This is a genomic window from Actinomyces culturomici, assembly GCF_900499005.1.
Lineage (GTDB): Bacteria > Actinomycetota > Actinomycetes > Actinomycetales > Actinomycetaceae > Pauljensenia > Pauljensenia culturomici.
On the sequence record NZ_LS991316.1, the window covers coordinates 776164 to 795680 of the forward strand.

A 19517-nucleotide genomic window follows, 5' to 3' on the forward strand; every position below is an offset into this window, starting at 1 on the left:
CACGAAGAGAGGACAATTCCGTGACCGACATCCTGGACGAACTCCAGTGGCGGGGCCTCATCGCCCAGCACACCGACATCGATGCTCTGCGCGAGCACCTTGCTGCGGGACCGGTCACCTTCTATTGCGGGTTCGATCCGACGGCGGCGTCCCTCCACCACGGGCACCTCGTCCAGATCCTCCTCATGCGTCACCTCCAGCTCGCCGGGCACCGGCCCCTCGCCCTCGTCGGCGGAGCCACCGGCCAGATCGGAGATCCGCGCCAGTCCGGCGAGCGCCAGCTCCAGCCGACAGAGGTCGTTCGCGGGTGGGCGGAGCGCCTGCGCTCGCAGATCGCCCACTTCCTCGACTTCGAAGGGCCGGCGGCCGCGACGATGGTGAACAACCTCGATTGGACGGCCGAGCTCTCCGCCATCGACCTCCTGCGCGGGATCGGCAAGTACTTCCGCGTCGGCACCATGCTCGGGAAGGACATCGTCGCCCGCCGCCTCGCCTCCGACGAGGGCATCTCCTACACGGAGTTCTCCTACCAGATCCTCCAGGCGAACGACTTCCTCGAGCTCTACCGCCGCCACGGCGCGACGCTCGAAACGGGCGGCAACGACCAGTGGGGCAACATGATCGGCGGCGTCGACCTCATCCGCAAGGTCGAGGGCGCCACCGCGCACGTCCTCACGACCCCGATCATCACGAAGTCCGACGGAACGAAGTTCGGCAAGTCCGAGGGCGGGGCCATCTGGCTCGATCCGGAGATGATGAGCCCCTACGCCTTCTACCAGTTCTGGCTCCAGGTCGAGGACGCCGACGTCGTCAAGTTCCTCAAGATCTTCACCTTCCTGCCCCGCGAGGAGATCGAGGCCCTCGAGGTCGAGGTCGCCGAGCGCCCGCACGCCCGCGCCGCGCAGAAGGCCCTCGCAGCCGAGGTCACGCGCCTCGTCCACGGGGAGGACGAGCTCGCCCGCGTTCTCGCGGCCACCGACGCCCTCTGGGGCGGCGGAGATCTCCGCGCGATCGACGAGCGCACGCTCGTCTCGGCGACCGCCGACCTGCCCCGCGCCTCCCTGTCGCTCGGCGCGTCGACCATCGTCGACGCGCTCGTGGAGACCGGCCTGGAGAAGGGACGCGGTGCCGCCCGTCGCACGGTCGCCTCCGGCGGCGCGTACCTCAACAACGTCAAGGTCGAGGACGAGGACGCCCCGATCGCCGAGGCGGATCTGCTCGCCGGCTCGCGCGTCCTCATCCGCAAGGGCCGCCGGAACCTCGCCGTCGTTGAGCTTTCCTGAGCCGTCGCATCGCTTTCATCTCGTCGCCCCCGCCGATCGCCTCGGCGGGGGCGACGGGCGCCTCCGCGGGCGCGGGCGCGGATGCATCGGGTTCCCTCGAGTGCCGGCGAAGCGTCGAGAGTGAATCGAGCCTCATTCCGGTCCCGTCGGCGTCGTCCCCAAGCCTCCCTCTTTGGTCGTCGACGTCGTCGCCTCGGGGGAAGCAGCCGCATGCACGCTCACGGTTTCCGCCATATTCTGCGGGAAACTCGACTTGTGTCGACGCTCACGGCGCCCGAATTTGACGGTGTGGTGGGGGGTGGGTAGTGTTTTGGTCGTTGCGCCGAACGGCAGTGGCCTTGTGGTCGTGGGGTTTTTCCTTGTGGCTGGGGGTTGTGGGTTCTTGGCGTGTGGCCTCTTCTGGCTTGTCCTGGTGCGTTTGTGTGTTGGGGTGGCTGGTGTGTGGGTGTTGTTTGTGAACTCGATAGTGTGTTTGTTTTTTATGCCTGTTTTTTGTTTTTGAGTTGTTTTTTGTTGGGATTGCCTGCGTGTCTTGTGCCTGTTGTTTGTTGGGTGTGGGGTGTGTGGGTTTTTTCGAATGGTTTTGTTCGGAGAGTTTGATCCTGGCTCAGGACGAACGCTGGCGGCGTGCTTAACACATGCAAGTCGAACGGACTGGCTTGGGGTTTCGGCCTTGGGTTGGTGAGTGGCGAACGGGTGAGTAACACGGGAGTAACCTNGCGCCGGTAGCGCGCGGCAACGCCCGAAACGGCACCTCGACCAAGGTGATCGACTCGCAGGTCGGCAGCTTCGAGATCGAGGTCCCCCGCGACCGTGCCGGCACGTTCACGCCTCGCCTGGTGCGTAAGGGCCAGCGGCGCATGGACGGCCTGGACGGCATGATTATCAGCTTGTACGCCGGTGGGATGACGGTGCGCGAGATCCGCCACCACTTGGAGTCCACGCTGGGGGTGGAGCTGTCGGCCGGGACGATCAGCACGATTACCGACGCCGTGTGCGATGCCGTCCTGGAGTGGCAGCAGCGCCCCCTGGACGAGTTCTATCCGATCATCTACCTGGATGCGATCCGCGTGAAGATCCGCGACCAGGGGAGGGTGTCGAACCGGGCGGCCCACTTGGCGGTCGGGGTCGACATGGACGGCGTCAAGCACGTGCTGGGGATCTGGATCCAGTCCGAAGAGGGAGCTTCCTTCTGGGCGCACGTGTGCGCCGAGCTCGCCAACCGGGGAGTCAGGGACGTCCTGTTCGTGTGCTGCGACGGGCTGGCAGGCCTTCCTGAGGCGGTGGAGGCGACCTGGCCCGACTCGATGGTCCAGACCTGCGTCGTCCACCTGATCCGCTCCTCGATGAGGTTCGTCGCCTACCAGGATCGCAAGGAAGGTCGCCGCCGCCCTCAAACCCGTCTACACCGCGGTCAACGAGGACGCCGCCTTGGACGCCCTCGCCGAGTTCGCCGCCGGATGGGCGGACAAGTACCCTGACGCCCTGAGCACCTGGCAGCGCGCCTGGGAACGGTTCACGCCCTTCCTCGCCTTCCCGCCCATGCTCCGGCGCGTCTTGTACACGACCAACGCCATCGAATCCTTGACCTACCAGCTGCGCAAAGTCACCAAGAACCGGGGCCACTTCCCCTCCGACGCGGCGGCCGTGAAGCTGCTGTGGCTGGCGATCTGCAACATCGAAGACCGCAGAGCCGCCGAACGCGCCACAACCCCCACCAGCAAACCCTCCCGGCGCGCGACCAACCGGCTCGTCGAAGGCCGCCTCACCACCAACTGGAAACAAGCCCTCGCCCAACTCGCCGCCGCCTACCCCGAACGCATCACCCCCCATCTCTAACCACCGCTTACACAAAACAATTGACAAGCTCCTTCGTCGCCCAAGCCCGCGGATCAGCCAGCATCGACGAAAAGGGTATTGAGCGGGCGCGAATGCTCGTGGGATTGAAGGGCTACGTCACCAACATCCCCAAACACCTCATGCCCGCCTCGGAGGTGATCACCTCGTACCACGATCTCTGGCACGTCGAGCAGTCCTTCCGCATGAGCAAAACCGACCTCAAAGCCAGGCCGGTCTTCCACCACACACGCGACGCCATCGAAGCACACCTCACCGTCGTCATCACCGCCCTCGCCGTCGCACGCCACCTTCAGACCAGAACCGGAATGAGCATCAAGAACCTCGTGCGGACCCTGCGTCCCCTCCAAGAAATCACCATACGAATCGGCAACCACACCGCCACCGCCGCAGACCCCCTCAACGACACCGCCCGAAGAATCCTCACCAGCCTCCACATCGACCCCACACCATAAATCTGGGTCACTTAAACTGCACGAGTCAGGCCAGACGCACACCCACACACACCCACACGCGCGCGCACAACCCCAACAACCACCACCACCGGACAACGACACCAGGGTCGAAGAGATCCCCTCGACGCGCCAACGTAATGCTCTCGACGGGGAGGGTGTGGCGCATCTCCCCGTGCCGCTGGGCACACTCGACCCGGGGAGGCCTGGTGCCCTTGGGTGCTTTGGCTAGGATTGACGGGAATCAACAGTTTCACGACGTGCGAGGCGACGGCCCGCGATCGAACAAGCGCATTGGGCGCGGAATAGAGGAATCACCATGGCAGACGAGCAGCGCGGACGATCGAACGAGGGCCGTGGTGGATTCCAGCGCCGCCAGCACTGGCGCGACGGGGCCGATCGTCGGAATGATCGTGGGGGCCGCGAGGGCGGTTACGGCCGCGGCCGCGGCTTCTCGGATCGTCGGAATGATCGTGGGGGCCGCGAGGGCGGTTTCGAGCGTCAGGATCGTCAGGGCGGCTTCGATCGAGGCGAGCGTCGCGAAGGCGGTTTCCGGGGTCGTCAGGACGGCGGCCGTGGCGGCCGTTCCTACGGCGAGCGCTCGTACGGCGACCGCGGCGGATTCAACCGCGAGGACCGCGGAGGCCGCGAGGGTGGTTACGGCGGCGGCCGCGACTTCTCGGATCGTCGGAATGATCGTGGGGGCCGCGAGGGCGGCTTCGATCGAGGCGAGCGTCGCGAAGGCGGTTTCCGGGGTCGTCAGGACGGCGGCCGTGGCGGCCGTTCCTACGGCGAGCGCTCGTACGGCGACCGCGGCGGATTCAACCGCGAGGACCGCGGAGGCCGCTTCGACCGCTCCGGGTCCCGTGGTCGGTTCCAGTCCGACGATCGTCGTGGTCCGCGGCGCGACGACGACCGGCGCGGTGGGCGCTTCCAGGGTCGTGACGATCGCAAGCAGGGCGGGCGCTTCCAGGATCGCGACGACCGTCGCGGCCAGCGTCGGGACGCCGACTACCAGAACTTCTCGTCGACCGACGAGTACATCTCCCCGAACCCGGACGAGCCGATGATCCCCGGCGGCGTGTCCGCCGAGGAGCTCGACGCGGCGGCGCTGCGCGCCCTCAACACGCTGTCGGGCCCGAACAAGGACATCGTCGCCCGTCACCTCGTCATGGCCGGCCAGCTCATCGACCTCGACCCCGAGGAGGCGTACAAGCACGCCGCCGCCGCCGCTTCGCGCGCCGGACGGGTCGACGTCGTCCGTGAGGCCGCGGCCCTCACCGCCTACGCCTCGGGCCGCTACGAGGAGGCCCTCCGCGAGGTCCGCGCGGTGCGCCGCATGCGCGGCGACGACTCGCTGCGGGCCGTCGAGGCCGATTGCGAGCGCGGCCTCGGTCATCCCGAGAAGGCGGTCGAGATCATCGACCAGACGAGCACCCAGGGCATGGAGCTCTCCGAGCAGGTCGAGCTCGTCCTCGTCTCCTCCGGCGCGCGCGCCGACCTCGGGCAGAACGAGGTCGGACTGCTCATCGTCGATGACGCCCTCGCGGCCCTTCCCGCAGACACCGATCCCGCGCTTCTCGGGCGCCTCATGGAGGTGAAGATCGATCGCCTGCGCGAGCTCGGCCGCGATGCCGAGGCCGACGAAGTCGAGGCGCACCTCCCCGAGGAGATTGAGGATCCCGAGATCGTCGACATCTCCCTCTACGCGGACGCGGACGTCGACAACAAGCGGACCGCGCTGCGCGGCATGGAGACCCCGCTCGTCGAGGCCTTCGACTGCGCGCTCCTCGACCTCGACGGCACCGCGTGGAACGGCGACGTCCCGCTCGATCACGCCGCTCCGGCGATCGCGGAGGCGCGCGAGGCCGGCATGAAGACCGTTTTCGTGACGAACAACGCGATGCGGACGCCGAAGCAGGTCTCCGACAAGCTCAACTCGATGGGCTTCGACACCGATCCCTCGATGGTGATGACCTCCGCGATGGACGTCATCGCCCTCATGAAGGAGAACATCGAGGACGGTTCGAAGATCTTCGCGATCGGCGGGGCCGGTCTCCGCGAGGCGCTCGAGGGCGCCGGCTACGTCCTCGTCGACTCGGCGGACGACGAGCCCGCGGCCGTCGTCCAGGGCCTCGACAAGTCGGTCGATTGGGCGCTCCTCACCGAGGGCGCCTACGCGATCGAGCGCGGCGCGCAGTTCTTCGCGACGAACCTCGACGCGACCCTCCCGCAGGAGCGCGGCTTCGCCCTCGGTAACGGCTCGCTCGTCCGGGCGATCCAGCACGCCACGCGCAAGCGTCCGATCGCGGCCGGCAAGCCCGAGCCCGGGATCTACCTGCGCGGGGCCGCCCTCGTCGAGGGCGCCAAGCCGATCGCGGTCGGCGATCGTCTCGAGACCGACATCATGGGCGCCGTCGCTGCGGGCCTTCCCGCGATGCACGTTCTCACCGGCGTCCACGGCGCCCGCGACATCGTCCGCGCCCCGCGCGGCCAGCGCCCGAGCTTCCTCGCGCTCGACATGCGCGGCCTCCTGGAGCCCCACCCGCGCGCCAAGCACCACCGCGACGGCACGTGGACCTGCGGCGACTCGCAGGTCGTCAAGGCGACCCGTTACGGCTCGCTGATGATCGACGACGTCGAGCTCGACGCCTCCGCGACCTACACGGTCACGCTCGACACCTACCGCGCCATGGCAGCGGCCGCTTGGGAGCGCGCCGACGAGGCCGGGGACGCCCCGCGCTGCCCCGAGCTCGTCGTCGTCGCGAACGACGACCCCGCCGGAATCGTGGAGGCGCCCGAGGCACCCGAGACCCCTGCGGCCGGTGCCTTCGACGCGACGGACGAGGCGCTCGCCGTCGACGCCGACGCGCTCGATCCGGCCGAGGACACCCCCGCCTTCCTCCCGGGCGAGGAGGAGCTCGAGCGGCTCCTCGCCGAGACCGCCGACGAGGCGGACGAGGACGACGCCAAGTGAGCGCCCCCCTTCCTGGTCCGGTGACCCCCGAGGGGGGTCGACCGGACCGGGGCGGTGACGCCGAGGCGCTCCTCGCCGGTTTCGACGAGGCGCCCCTCGAGGTCCGCATCGAGATGCTCTCCGCGCTCGACGCGCGCCTGCGCGCGGGTCTCGACGCTCCGGAGCTGCTGTGAAGCTCCGCCGGATCGACTCCGAGCTCGTGCGTCGGGGGCTCGCGCGTTCGCGCACCCAGGCGCAGGAGATGATCGCGGCGGGGCGCGTCAAGCTCGACGGCGAGGTCGTCCTCAAGCCGGCCCGTCAGATGAACCCCGCGCAGGCGATCGTCATCGCCCAGTCCGAGGACGACGAGTACGTGTCGCGCGGCGCCCACAAGCTCGCGGGCGCCCTCGATGCGCTCGGCGACGAGGCCCCGAGGGTCGAGGGACGCCGCTGCCTCGACGCGGGAGCCTCGACCGGCGGGTTCACGGACGTCCTTCTGCGCCGAGGCGCCGCGTCGGTCGTGGCGGTCGACGTCGGCTACGGGCAGCTCGCCTGGAGACTCCAGGCGGACCCTCGCGTCGAGGTCCGCGACCGCACGAACGTGCGGACGATGAAGGCGGGCGACGTCGTGCCCGCGCCCGAGCTCGTCGTCGGCGACATGTCCTTCATCTCCCTCGAACTCGTCATCCCCGCCCTCGTCGCGGTCGCCGCGCCGGACGCGGACTTCCTCCTCATGGTGAAGCCCCAGTTCGAGATCGGGAAGGACCGGCTCGGGCACGGGGGAGTGGTCCGCAACCCCGAGCACCACGTCGAGACGGTTGAGAAAGTCGCGCGCTGCGCCCTCGCGGAGGGCCTCGACATCGCCGCCGTCGAGGCGTCGCCCCTGCCCGGGCCGTCCGGCAACGTCGAGTACTTCCTCTCCATGCGCGCCGGTCACCCGCACGCCATCGCCCCCGACGACCTCCACTCGCGTATCGTCGATGCCGTGAAGAGGGGACCGGCGGGAGAGGGGGAGCGATGATCCGCACGGTGATGCTCGTCCGGCACATCCACAGGCCCGACGCGATCACCGCGGCGTCCGTGGTCCGCGAGGAGCTCGAGGCGCTCGGCGTCGAGGTCGTCGACGAGGGACCCGAGGCCGAGGCCGATTTCGTCCTCGCAATGGGCGGCGACGGGACGATCCTCGCGGCCGCCGAGCACGCCCGGTGCCGCGACGTCCCCCTCCTCGGCGTCAACATGGGCCACATGGGCTTCCTCGCCGAGGCCTCCGGCCAGGAGCTCTCTCAGATCGCGCAGCGGATCGCGGCCGAGGACTTCCACCTCGAGAACCGCATGACGCTCGACGTCGCGGTCCACTTCCCCGACGGGTCGACCGCGAGGGACTGGGCCCTCAACGAGGCCGTCGTCATCCACACGAACGTCGCCCACCCGGTCCACCTCGCCCTCGCCGTCGACGGGCAGGACGTCTCGACCTACGGCGCGGACGGCATCGTCCTCGCGACCCCGACCGGGTCGACCGCCTACTCCTTCTCCGCTGGCGGACCTGTCGTCTGGCCCGACACGGAGGCGATCGTCATGGCGCCCCTCGCCGCGCACGGGCTCTTCACCCGCCCCCTCGTCGTCGGCCCCTCCTCGACGCTCGACGTCCTCGTCCTCGAGGAGACCTGGGCGGATCCCGAGATGTGGTGCGACGGCTCCCGCCGCACCGTCCTGCCCGCCGGCTCCATCGTCTCGACGACCGTCGGGGAGCGTCCGGTTCGCCTCGTCCGCCTCGACGACACTCCCTTCTCCGCGCGACTCGTCCAGCGCTTCAATCTTCCGGTCCGCGGGTGGCGCTCCGGACATCCGAGGACGCAGGCCGGATGATCTCCTCGATCGAGATCTCCGGGCTCGGCGTCATCGACCGGGCGGTCCTCGAATTCGGCGACGGCCTCACCGTGCTCACCGGCGAGACCGGCGCCGGCAAGACGATGGTCCTCACCTCCGTCGATCTCCTCCTCGGAGGGCGCGCCGACCCCGCCCTCGTCCGCGCCGGGGCGGCGAGCGCGCAGATCGACGGCGTGATCGTCGTCGGGGAGTCCGACGCCGAGCGGGCGCGCGAGGCCGGGGCAGAGGTCGAGGACGGCGAGCTCATCGTCTCGCGCACGGTCGCCTCCCAGGGCCGCTCGCGGGCGCGCCTCGGCGGTCGGCCGGTCCCCGCGTCGATCCTCTCCGAGGTCGTCTCGCCGCTCCTCACGGTCCACGGTCAGGCCGAGCAGATGCGCCTCAAAGCACCCGCCGCCCAGCGCGAACTCCTCGACGCCTTCGGGGGAGCCCCTCACACCGCGCTCCTCGAGGAGTATGCGGTCGCGTGGCGCGAGGCCGTCTCCCTCAAGCGACTGCTCGACGAGGTCGAAGCCGGCGCCGACGACAGGGAGCGCGAGGCCGCCGAGCTCGAAGAGGCACTCGGGGCCATCGACGCGCTCGACGTCCACGCGGGCGAGGACGAGGAGCTGCGCGCCGAGGCCCGCAGGCTGATGAACGTCGAGGACCTCCGCCGGTTCGCCGGCGCGGCGGGTCAGATGCTCGCCGGAACCGAGGACGCCGACGGGGCGGCGGGACTCCTGCGCATGGCCCTCGAGCAGGTGCGCGGGGCGGAGCGCCTCGACGACTCGCTCGCCGACCTCGCCTCCCGATTCGACGCCGCGATCATCGACGTCGAAACCCTCGCCGACGACGTGCGCGCCTATGCGCGCTCGCTCGACGCCGATCCCGCGCGGCTCGCCGCCGTCCACGCGCGCCGAGCCGCTCTCAAGTCCCTTCTCGAGGGGAGGGCCGCGGACGCCGCCGAGCTCCTCGACTGGGCGTCCCGCGCCCGCGCGCGCCTGAGCGAACTGAGGGGGGCGGGAACCGACCCCGCGCTCGTTCGCGACCGGCTCCACGAGGCCCAGGCTCGCGTCCTCGAGGTCGGCGGACGCCTCAGCGCAGCCCGGAGGGGTCTCGCCTCGCGCCTCGCCGCCGCGGTCGACGTCGAGCTCCACGCCCTGGCCATGAAGGACGCCGCCCTCGAGATCTCCGTCGGTCCCGCCAAACCGAATTCGCACGGGCTCGACGACATCGCGATCCTCCTGCGCCCTCATCCCTCCGCCCAAGCGCGGCCCCTCGGCCAGGGGGCCTCCGGCGGCGAGCTCTCGCGCATCATGCTCGCGCTCGAGGTGATTCTCGGAGAGCACGATCGCGCCGAGACCTTCGTCTTCGACGAGGTCGACGCCGGCATCGGCGGACGGACCGCCAATGAGGTCGGCGCGCGGCTCGCCCGCCTCGCCGCGAACCGGCAGGTCGTCGTCGTCACGCACCTCCCGCAGGTTGCGGTCTTCGCGACCACTCACCTCGTCGTCTCGAAGGAGGACGGCCGCACGAGCGTCCGCCGCGTCGAGGGCGAGGAGCGCGATGGGGAGCTCACCCGCATGATGGGTGGAGATCCTCACTCCCCGGCGGCGCGCCGACACGCGATCGAGGTCCTCACCTCGGGCGTGTCACAATCGCAGGGATGATAGAGGAACAGAACTCTCGCGCCCAGGGCGTCGACGCGCGCGGACTCGCCCGCGTCGACGGCAGGATCAGGAATCTCGCCTCGCGGATCGAACCGGGGGAGATCGCGGTCGTTGACCAGATCGACCTCGACAGGGCGTCCGCGCACGCCCTCGCCTCGAGGAGCCCGAAGGCGGTGCTCAACGCTTCGCCGTCGACCTCCGGTCGCCACCGGGTCCTCGGCCCGAGGATCCTCCTCGACGCGGGGATCATCGTCATCGACGACCTCGGGCAGGACGTCATGGCGGTGCGAGAGGGAGAGACCCTCGAGATCCGCGGTTCCGAGGTCCTGCGCGACGGGGCGGTGATCGCGAGCGGCCACCTCCTCGACGCCGCCGACCTCGAGCGCGACGAGCGCGAGCAGCGCCGCATGATCTCCACGCAGATCGGCTCGTTCGCCGCTTCGATCGACGAGTACCTCGATCGCGACGGGGGAGTCCTGCGCGGCGAGGGCGTCCCCGTCTACCCGAAGGCGCTCGAGGGGAAGACGGTCCTCCTCGTCCTCGACGACGATCGCGCGGACGCCGACCTCAAGTCCCTGCGCCGGTGGATCGGCGACGCCGCCCCGGTCGTCATCGCCGTCGACGCGGGCGCCGACACCGCGCGAAGGGCGCGAATCGCCCCCGACTTCGTCGTCGGCGACATGGAGCGCATGGACGAGAAGGCCCTGCGCGGCGCGAAGCGCCGCATCGTCGTCCGCGGTCACGACGGCATCGCCCCGGGCAAGGAGCGGCTCGACCGCATGGGCCTCCACTGCGACGCCCTCGAGATGTCGGGCACCGCGGAAGACGCGGCGATCCTCGTCGCCACCCACTCCGGCGCCTCCTCGATCGTCGTCGCCGGCGGGTCCCACGACCTCGACGACTTCATCGACCGCGGACGCTCCGCGATGGCCCCCTCCTTCTTCACGCGGCTCGCCGCCGGCGACGCCCTCGTCTCCGCGAAGGCCGTCGCCGCCTCGCACAGGCCGCGTATCTCCGGCGGCTGGCTCGCGCTCCTCCTCCTCGTCGTCCTCGCGTGCCTCGGCGCCGCGCTCTGGTCGACGCCGTGGGGCCGCGATCTCTTCACCGGTCTGGCCGCATGGGCCCACGGCCTCGTGACCGCCTCGCCCGGCGCCCACCCGCTCACCGGCCCCCTGACCGCGCTCGCCTGAGGAATTGAGAATGCTGAACTTCCGCTACCACATCGTCTCGCTCATCGCGGTCTTCGCCGCCCTCGCCATCGGCGTCGTCCTCGGCGCGGGCCCCCTCCAGTCGAGGCTCGCCTCCGCCCTCTCGTCCTCGCAGGCATCGACCTCCGCGGCCGATGCCGCGAGCCTCGCCGACGCCCAGCGGATCGCCGACGCGGACGCCGCCGGCCTCAACGCCCTCGCCTCCGCGAAGCTCTCCGGATCGCTGTCCGGTCTCAAGGTCGCGACCGTATCCCTTCCGGGCGCGAACGCCGATGACGTCAAGACGGCGACCGAGGCACTCAAGTCCGCGGGCGCCGAGGTCGTCGGCGCCGCATCGCTCACGGACAACTGGGAGTCCGCTTCGATGTCCCAGTACCGCGAGACCCTGTCGACCCCCCTTGCGACGCACCTGCCCTCGCTCCCCTCGGACGCGAGCGGCGACGCGATCATCGGCTTCGGCGTCGTCTCCGTGCTCACCTCGACGGGCTCGGAGACCGACCTCGTGAAGGAGATCCTCACCGATCAGTCGACGCCGATCCTCTCCCTCGACTCCGACCCGAAGGGCGGCGCCGAGGCGATCGTCGTCATCGGCGCCCGCGACTCCGCGCAGTCGGCCTCCGACTCCCAGTCCGCGGCCTCTGCGGCGAGCCCCGACGCCTGGGCGGGCCTCGCCCGCGCGGTCGCCGCCGCTCCGAAGTCGGGCGTCGTCGTCGGCGACGCGCACGACTCGACCTCGATGGTCGCCTCGCTGCGCTCGACTGGCGCCCAGGTGACGACGATCGACTCGCCTGGAACCGCACTCGCGAACGTCTCCGCGGTCGCGGCCCTGCGCGACGCATCGGCGGCCGCACGCGCCTTCGGCGTCGGCGAGGGCGCGGAGAAGGTGCTCCCCGACCTGCCCTGATTGTGTATCTCCCGTAATAATGTGAACACTGTCTGAGGGGGCTTGCCGCCGATTCCAGTTTGGGGATAGGGGCGAATGCTGTGAGACAGGCAGGTCGTGTGGCAGCGAAGTAGGTCCACTCGGCGACACGAGCGCGGTGTAGTGCTCGAACTTGCCGTTGCTCAACGGGTCGGTAGGGCTTGGCCCAACTGCGCTCTTGACGGACCCGAGAGTATCTGCGAAGGCGTATGAGCGGTAGCGGGCGCCCTTTACGACGGTGACGGTGACTCCGAGGCGTTCGCTCGCGGCAATAGAGCGACCGCGGTCTCCTCGTGCTCGTAGTTCAACCTGAGTTGCACAGTTGGGGTGTGTCACGTGGCGAGGCTGTCGAGGATGGTTTTCGCGGTTGGTGGGATGGTGGGTTGGGCGGTGATGTTGTGTCCGGCGATGCGGATGGTGACGTGACGCAGGGGCCGGAGTTGCCTGACGACGCTCTTGAGGGTCGTTCCGGTGCGGCGTTGAATGTCCCTGGCGACGGCGAGGGCGGTGATGACGACGGTCAGGTGTGCTTCGATGGCGTCGCGTGTGTGGTGGAAGATCGGCCTGGCTTTGAGGTCGGTTTTGCTCATGCGGAAGGACTGCTCGACGTGCCAGAGATCGTGATACGAGGTGATCACCTCCGAGGCGGGCATGAGGTGTTTGGGGATGTTGGTGACGTAGCCCTTCAATCCCACGAGCATTCGCGCCCGCTCAATACCCTTTTCGTCGATGCTGGCTGATCCGCGGGCTTGGGCGACGAAGGCTGGCTGATCCGCGGGCTTGGGCGACGAAGCGCGCCTTCTTCGCCTGCCGGCATCCCTCGACGATGTCGCGGGCGCGTTCTTCTTGCAGGCGCAGGGTTTTCGCGTCGCGGGCCCCCCGTTTCGCCGAGTAGGCCCAGACAGCCCGCCACGACTGCTCATGCGTCCTGGGGTCCCATACGGGCTCCGCCTTCACCTTCAGGTCCGAAGAGGCATTCGCACGGGCGTTCCCGCGCGGGGTGATGGTGTCAACCAGCTGCCCGTCGGCGAACGCGTCGCCGTGCCAGTGGAAGTGGGCTTCCAGATCATGGGGTGCTCGTGTTTGGCGGGCCCCGCACAATTGAACCGCAAGCCCGCCTCATCCAACTCGCGCAGGTTGGAGGCCGAGAGCATGCCAGCGTCGGCGACCACCACCATGTCGTGGGCGCCGTGGCGTTCCTGGAAAGCTTTGACGGTCGGCAGGATCGTCTGGGTTTCCGCCTTGTTCCCCTCCCAACACGAGACTTCCAGGGGGAAGCCTTGCCGGTCGACGAGCAGGCCCACCACGATCTGGGGGTCCACGCGCCGCTCCTTCGAATACCCCACCTTTCGAAGCTCGTCTTCCTTCTCCGCCTCGAAATACAAGGTCGTCACGTCGTACAAGACCAGAGACAGGTCCCCGCCCGACAGGGCGTGGCGAAAACACGCTGTGGCGATCCGGTTCCGATAGTCATCCCTGTTGGCCCGCTCCAGAGCAGACTGCAAGGAGTTGCGGTGGCGCGCAGCAACGCCGAGCTCTTCAAGGACAAGCCCGGCAGCCCTGACGGATCCGGGAGCGATGAGGCGGGCGGCGACAAGCTGGAAGAACCCTTCATCACCCAATGCTTCTTCAAACCCGAGGAACCTGTAGACGCTACGGATCGCCTCCAGGAGCAGACGCGACTCCTGGGCGACCACAACCGCCTGACCCGGCATCTTCCCCGAGTCGGTGTCCAACGGCAGCGTCTCCTGGCCAGGGTGCAGATGATCGTTCGCGATGCGAAGCAGCGCGGCAAGCTCGCCGTCGCTGTGAGCAGTACCGACATGCTCCAGCACGACATCGCGTCGATCGCGGCGCTCAGCGATCTGCACTTTGACCGCACCATTACGCCCTGGCACCTTGCGAACGAACACCACGAGCCCACAATACCCAGCCCGCGGGGTGTGTCATCCACGAAAACCAAACACAACCCCACCAGGCAAAACACACTCACAAAGAGCCGAAATCAGACCCAACTGTGCAACTCAGGTCGAACCGCAGGTGAATACCTCTCCGGTGACGACCCGACCGGCATGCAAACCGCAGCACCTTGCGCGGCGATCGCTGCGGGGAAGAGCATGGCTTAGATTGAGTCTTGATCGGTCACTGACAGCCCGAACCGTTACCGGTCCGCCAACCGCTTCGCCGTCGCCAGCGAGCACCTGAACCGTTCCGGGGCGGGCTACAAGGAACAGCGCAGCTCGACGACGAACAGCCAGGCGACGATGCTTCTCAGACGTGTCAAAGGGACGCTTGCGTGAATCACGAGGACCTCCGTGGTCAGGATGCGAGCGCGATAACCCACATCCTGACCATCTAGGTCCTCACCCCTGAACCCGTTCACATCTTTTCGGGCAAGTACACCTAGGAATACCTGCAGTTTCGTTCCAGTTCTTCTCGAGCGTTTCAGCCTGCATTTTCGGTAGGTATGCTCCATTACTTGAGACGGGGCTCGAAGGATCATCGATCAAGGCTGAAGTGGGTTTCCGCTCTCGCCGGACATGCGCCAAGATCGGGGACAGGCAGCGTTCCCAAGTGAATCTCCATGGATTCCGACGTTGGCGAAGTCGGTCGCGACGTGGAACTGTGATCAAGGTAGAAGAATGACGTCGAGGAGATATCGTCTCGAAGTGGGAGATAACGCCATCCCGCGCGCCATCCCAAGGCTTGAATTTCAACTCGGGATATCTCTTCGTCAAAACGGATCGGATCCAAAATGTGCCAGCGGTAGAGTCCGAACCTCTGCTGAGAGCTGTACAGGCCATCCGGTCTGATGACCTGTGGCATACCGAGATAGGGAGTTGAGTATTCAGTGTACCCATGACCGGGAACGTCAAAATTCCATGCACCTCCGAAGTAGTCTTCGGTGCCAGTGCCGCAGATCGTTGGATATTTGCGATCACCATCGAAGTAGAACTTCATCTCACCCTCGCCCCACCAGCCATTTGAGTTCACTCCCCAGGCCAGATAGGTCCCAACGTACGAACCGTGTCCGGTGATCTTGTCCAGGAGGACGTGTGGCTTCTTCTCCTCAAGAGGATTCGATCGACGCCACTGCGCATGAAAGTAGCCTATTGTAGGTGGAACTGCCCGTAGTTCATATGTCACCTGATAATAGACTCTGGCGGATGCTTCCGAGGTGTTCTCGAGTGTGATGAGAGCACCTCTTCGAAAGGGCATCGGCCAGTATGAATTGAATCCGCCATGCGGATTGGCTGCAACCGTCTGCGAATTCACTTGGGAGAAGACTCCCCATCCGTTGCAGAAAAAGTCGCCGTAAGGAACCTCCACTGCAGGCTCCGGATCACCGTCCCAGTACATACGCAAGACGAGTGTGCGCCAGTTGTCCGTATGTGTCGTTGCCCAAATGTGGGAGATGCAGCCAGCCCCTTCGATGTCTGCGACAACAAACGTAGCTCCTGGATCGATGTCAACGCTCGGTGACACTTTCCAGCCGGGCCCGAGATCTCGAGCACAACCAGCACCGGTACCTGACGTGGCCCTTGCACCACCTCCCTTCGAGCCATCAAAGTTTTCCGGACTGATCGAACGCGTGTGCACGCTACCGGATTCGGGCAGGATGTACAGGGATGACAGATCCATGAGCGACCTCATCGACGACGTGGATTGGTGTTCCGCCGCCAGTGTAATCGATTACAGTTGGCGTCGGCAAGATGATCGTGTATCGAAGGGAAATGAATGGCGACGATTTCGGACGTTGCGCGCCTGGCCAATGTTTCTGTAGCGACTGTCTCGAGAGTCTTCAATGGGGCACGAGTGTCCGACGCTCGGACGCGCGCAGTCCTGGCTGCCGCCGAGCAGCTCTCATTCACTCCGAATCGGGCAGCTCGGAATCTCCGTATGCGTCGATCGGACCTGATCGCTCTCATCATTCCTGATCTTGCGAACCCATACTTCACTGAGTTGGCAAGAGGCGTTGAGGATCGAGTGATTAGAGACGGCTTCTCGCTCGTGCTTTGCAATACTGACGATTCCAAAGAGAAGGAGCGGAGCTATTTGCGAATTTCGCGTGCCCAAGAAATGGCGGGTCTAATGATGGTGGTCGCTGACACTGCGCATCCTCCTGCAGAGCTTGAGAGGCTTGGTATGCCAGTAGTCGTGGTGGACCGTGCACCCGACATCGCCGTTGATTCTGTGATCTCCGCAAACGCCGATGCCGGTCGGATTGCGACGAAGTCGCTAATTGATCAGGGCTATCGGCGAATCGCCTTCATCGGTGGGCCGGGCTACATCGATACTGCGAGCCAGCGCCGTCGGGGTTGGATGGATGCGATGAGCGAAGCCAAGGGCTCTCTCTCCACTGTGATTGAGGTTGAAACTGACTTTAAGGTCGGTGGCGGATATCGAGCGACCCTTGAGCTTCTCGATAGAGCGGATCCTCCAGAGGCGATAGTCGCCGCCAACAGTCTGATTGGTGTAGGTATGCTGCAGGCGTTGACCGAACGGGAGATCCTTCCGCCGCGAATTGGGGCGGCTGTGATCGGCAATCTTCCCTATTCGACATTGTCTCTTAGAAACGTGTCGATAGTGGATCTACATGAATACCGAATCGGTTGGGAAGGAGCTGAGTTGCTCCTCGATCGGATTAGGGGCTCGCGCGTCGAACCGCGTGCGCTGATAGTTGAAGTTGGCGACGATATTGGTTCGCTGAGGTCTATGCCGAAGCAGCAACAGGAAGGGCTCCGTGGAACTAGATGATGCTCTCGAAACGGCTCATCACCTGAAGGTGTGAAGATACTGCTCGCGTTCGAGGGTGATGTTGTGCCAGAGTACGTATCCATTGCAAACAATTGTGACCTTGTCAAGGGTGCCCTGGAGTACACGGATCTTGAACTCATTTGGATTGATCGTCACGCGCCCCCAGGCACTATTGGTAATGAAGAGTCCCGAGTAGCCGTCAGGTCGAGCTGGATGAAAATCTAGCCGTCTATGAGGAGCGTCCCATTGCTGCCCGGATTCGGTTAACAGGAGAGCCCAAGAAGACATTGACCGGGCATAGTATCGCCCGCATTCAATCTCGCTCCATGGATTTCTTTTCACGCCGTCGTAGCGTTCGGAAATTGCCGATTCGATACGGTCGCATTGCGCAATGCGACCGCGAGAAAGCAACAGCGTTGCAACTTCATGTTCGATTCCCGTCCAAACTTCGTCCGAGTAAACAAATGGCACTTGGGGTCGGTCCCCGTGGGGCCAAGATGCCAACAGAAGACCAGCTTCCCTGGGAAGAGCAAAGGCGCGCCTCGTGGAGGGGACGCAGGAAAGGTCGGCAACGAAGTTGTGGGTGAAGATCGCGTCGAGAGCAGAATCAAGTGACGCGTTGTTCGTAATCTGCTCAAGGCCATTCACGAGCGCGTGGAACTGTCCAAGAAGTTGATCTGAAAGCACACCACTACCGAACTGGTGGCGCGCGGCCTCGGAGCATCCGATCTGTTGGAAGTACTCGCCATTGAAGAGAAGCTCACCGAATGCGGTTCGACATCGCAGGCGCGCTTCTTTCCAGGTATCAGCGTGAATAGTGTCATGCATACGTCTTGCGAGGCGCTCACCCGCGTCGAGAGCGGCGATGAGCATGGAGTTTGCGAGCGGCTCACTTCCCTCGAACTCGATGTCGTATGTGTTGTGGACCCGAGCATTGACAAGGCCGGTCTCTGGATCGACCCAATTGGTTAGTGCGAAGTCGAGGGCGCGGGCCGCGGAGTGCCATCGGCGGGAGAGCCATGTGTCATCACCCGCAAAGCGCCACTCGCGATATAGGCGCAGGATGGTGCCGAGCTGACCGTCGACTGCCGGAGCCATGAACCACTGGGGATTTCTGAATAGTGCATTGGATCTGAAGCGCTGGGAGCCCTCCGGGGAAGTTTCCTCGTCAAACTCAAGCTCTCGAGCGCTGCGCTCGAGCTCGGGGAAGACCCAGGCGAGCGTCTGCGCGTATGACCATACGTGTGTACAGCTTCCCTCGCAGGAACCGACACTTTCAAATAGACCTTCCCAAGCTCCAAGTACGGGACCTTGTCGGGCACCATCCTCAATTGCGAAGACGAGCGGGGTGCGCAACGCTGCAAGAGAAGCCGCGATTGACCTCTGGGATGCTGCTGGAATCGTCGAGTCACACAGCGTGACCGCGAATCGCGAAGAACTAGCGAGGAGGTCGTCACGATGGCCGAAATAGTGCGCGATGACTTCATGCGCGTTCGCCCATCTCTCGGCGTAGGAATTCAAGACTCTCCGGTGAGTCTCTCCTCCCTCGAGCCCGATGTTGCCATTCCACTCTGCCAATCGGTATGGAACCAGCCACGCGAGTACAAATACGAACTCTCCAATATCACCAGGAGCAATTTCTTGGGTGGAGGCCACGGAAGCGGTCCTCTCCTTTGGCAGTACGTCCCAAATGTCATGGTGCGCTGGATCAAAGTTTGAGGAAAATAGCGGTAGCGGTTCCGACTCGTGTGTTGGCAAGCCCTCGCTCGGAAGTCGACCGGTAGTCGTAAACTCCGTCCAGAACTGCTCTGAAGCATCCGGCCAGAAGTCGACACTCCAAGCGGGAAGTACCTCTGCACCTTCGTCGCCAATCGCAAGGGCAATCGACGAGTACTTCCCACCGGACGCTGCCCCCGCCAGCTCTACTCCTGACCACCCATGCTCTCGAATGACAGTCGAGCACGGAGCCGCCAGACCTGAATCGACAGTGTCGGCGAAGAGCGATGGATCGTAGCTCGTTGTTCCAACAACCGAAAATGACAAAGGCGTGGCGGACGTATTCTCCACGCTGATTCTGAACTCGACCAGCGGGAGCGACGAAGAATCAAGATCGAGTGGAATGAAGGGCGTGACTGCGCGAATATGCACGCTTGCAGGGAACTCCGGGTCGGCGAGTTCCCCGAACGCGAACGGGAACAACGCGGAGACCGTTCCGGTGGTGAAACGCGGTAAACCCGCCAACTCTGCAAATGGAGATCCGCCTTGCCAGTCGAACGGGGCCGAGTATTGTGACTCAATGATCCTCGACGTCGGAACGCCGATCGGGTTTGTAGTTCGAATAGCGAAGAACGAATATCCGTTCTTCCCGCCGAAGCGAGGGCCGTTCCAAAGTTGCCAATCTGTCAATTCACACCGCGGGCCGAATGACACGCCCCCCGTGCAGACGCCCCCAAGTGGAAATCGCCAGGTCGTATCGCTCGACGAGTAGATCGGCCGAGAAACGTCTCCGAATTCCTCCGAACCGTGCTTTCCGAAACTATGAACCATC

At 65.7% G+C, this 19517-nt stretch carries 15 protein-coding genes and 2 pseudogenes; 12 read left to right on the forward strand and 5 right to left on the reverse strand.

Annotation, left to right across the window (positions count from 1 at the left end):
- Nucleotides 1–20: 20 nt before the first annotated feature.
- The 3 genes and pseudogenes from tyrS (at nt 21) to DY157_RS03365 (ending at nt 3595) form a co-directional block, all read left to right on the forward strand.
- On the forward strand, nt 21–1283 hold the full coding sequence (gene tyrS / locus DY157_RS03355) for a tyrosine--tRNA ligase (protein WP_115727219.1): 1263 nt from the start codon (nt 21–23) through the stop codon (nt 1281–1283).
- 737 nt (nt 1284–2020) lie between these two features.
- Nucleotides 2021–3122 (forward strand): annotated as a pseudogene (locus DY157_RS03360) (IS256 family transposase); the annotation flags it as partial.
- Entirely contained in the window at nt 3059–3595 is a 537-nt protein-coding gene (locus DY157_RS03365; protein ID WP_328587399.1) for an IS1634 family transposase, read from the forward strand. The pseudogene DY157_RS03360 and the gene DY157_RS03365, both read left to right, overlap by 64 nt.
- Nucleotides 3596–3845: 250 nt before the next feature.
- Here the strand turns inward: DY157_RS03365 and DY157_RS11315 are convergent, their stop codons facing one another.
- On the reverse strand, nt 3846–4757 hold the full coding sequence (locus tag DY157_RS11315) for a hypothetical protein (protein ID WP_160159434.1): 912 nt from the start codon (nt 4755–4757) through the stop codon (nt 3846–3848).
- On the opposite strand from DY157_RS11315, the gene DY157_RS03370 reads away from it, so the two are divergent.
- The 7 genes from DY157_RS03370 to DY157_RS03395 are packed head-to-tail and all read left to right on the forward strand — an operon-like array spanning nt 4674 to nt 12193.
- Nucleotides 4674–6569 carry an HAD-IIA family hydrolase gene (locus DY157_RS03370; RefSeq protein WP_235827054.1) on the forward strand — a complete coding sequence of 632 codons (1896 nt, stop codon included), beginning with the start codon at nt 4674–4676 and terminating at the stop codon, nt 6567–6569. The genes DY157_RS11315 and DY157_RS03370 overlap by 84 nt on opposite strands.
- A gap of 20 nt (nt 6570–6589) precedes the next feature.
- Complete coding sequence (locus DY157_RS11320) at nt 6590–6742, forward strand: hypothetical protein (protein ID WP_218938046.1); 153 nt, start codon at nt 6590–6592, stop codon at nt 6740–6742.
- Nucleotides 6739–7569 carry a TlyA family RNA methyltransferase gene (locus DY157_RS03375; protein WP_115727220.1) on the forward strand — a complete coding sequence of 277 codons (831 nt, stop codon included), beginning with the start codon at nt 6739–6741 and terminating at the stop codon, nt 7567–7569. The genes DY157_RS11320 and DY157_RS03375 overlap by 4 nt, the downstream gene beginning before the upstream one ends.
- On the forward strand, nt 7566–8414 hold the full coding sequence (locus DY157_RS03380) for an NAD kinase (RefSeq protein ID WP_174232123.1): 849 nt from the start codon (nt 7566–7568) through the stop codon (nt 8412–8414). The genes DY157_RS03375 and DY157_RS03380 overlap by 4 nt, the downstream gene beginning before the upstream one ends.
- Entirely contained in the window at nt 8411–10081 is a 1671-nt protein-coding gene (gene recN, locus DY157_RS03385; protein ID WP_115727221.1) for a DNA repair protein RecN, read from the forward strand. Before DY157_RS03380 ends, recN begins: the two co-directional genes overlap by 4 nt.
- Entirely contained in the window at nt 10078–11271 is a 1194-nt protein-coding gene (gene steA / locus DY157_RS03390) for a putative cytokinetic ring protein SteA (RefSeq protein ID WP_235827055.1), read from the forward strand. Before recN ends, steA begins: the two co-directional genes overlap by 4 nt.
- 10 nt (nt 11272–11281) lie before the next feature.
- Nucleotides 11282–12193 carry a copper transporter gene (locus DY157_RS03395; protein WP_115727222.1) on the forward strand — a complete coding sequence of 304 codons (912 nt, stop codon included), beginning with the start codon at nt 11282–11284 and terminating at the stop codon, nt 12191–12193.
- Between the two features lie 350 nt (nt 12194–12543).
- On the opposite strand, the gene DY157_RS11910 is transcribed toward DY157_RS03395, so the two are convergent.
- The 3 genes from DY157_RS11910 to DY157_RS03405 form a co-directional block, all read right to left on the reverse strand.
- A complete protein-coding gene (locus DY157_RS11910; protein WP_328587396.1) occupies nt 12544–13134 on the reverse strand; it encodes an IS1634 family transposase in 591 nt (196 codons plus the stop codon).
- A 36-nt stretch (nt 13135–13170) separates the two neighbouring features.
- Nucleotides 13171–14127, reverse strand: a complete 957-nt coding sequence (locus tag DY157_RS11875; protein WP_268876488.1) for an IS1634 family transposase — start codon at nt 14125–14127, stop codon at nt 13171–13173.
- 583 nt (nt 14128–14710) lie between these two features.
- Nucleotides 14711–15853, reverse strand: a complete 1143-nt coding sequence (locus DY157_RS03405; protein ID WP_115727914.1) for a glycoside hydrolase family 172 protein — start codon at nt 15851–15853, stop codon at nt 14711–14713.
- 96 nt (nt 15854–15949) lie between these two features.
- On the opposite strand from DY157_RS03405, the pseudogene DY157_RS11965 reads away from it, so the two are divergent.
- Together DY157_RS11965 and DY157_RS03410 are read left to right on the forward strand one after the other, a co-directional pair.
- Nucleotides 15950–16078 (forward strand): annotated as a pseudogene (locus tag DY157_RS11965) (LacI family DNA-binding transcriptional regulator); the annotation flags it as partial.
- A gap of 33 nt (nt 16079–16111) precedes the next feature.
- Nucleotides 16112–16969, forward strand: coding sequence for a substrate-binding domain-containing protein (locus DY157_RS03410; protein WP_235827056.1), 858 nt, complete (start codon nt 16112–16114; stop codon nt 16967–16969).
- A gap of 18 nt (nt 16970–16987) precedes the next feature.
- Here DY157_RS03410 and DY157_RS03415 read toward each other — a convergent pair whose 3' ends face one another.
- Complete coding sequence (locus tag DY157_RS03415; protein WP_115727224.1) at nt 16988–19516, reverse strand: GH116 family glycosyl hydrolase; 2529 nt, start codon at nt 19514–19516, stop codon at nt 16988–16990.
- Nucleotide 19517: the final 1 nt, after the last annotated feature.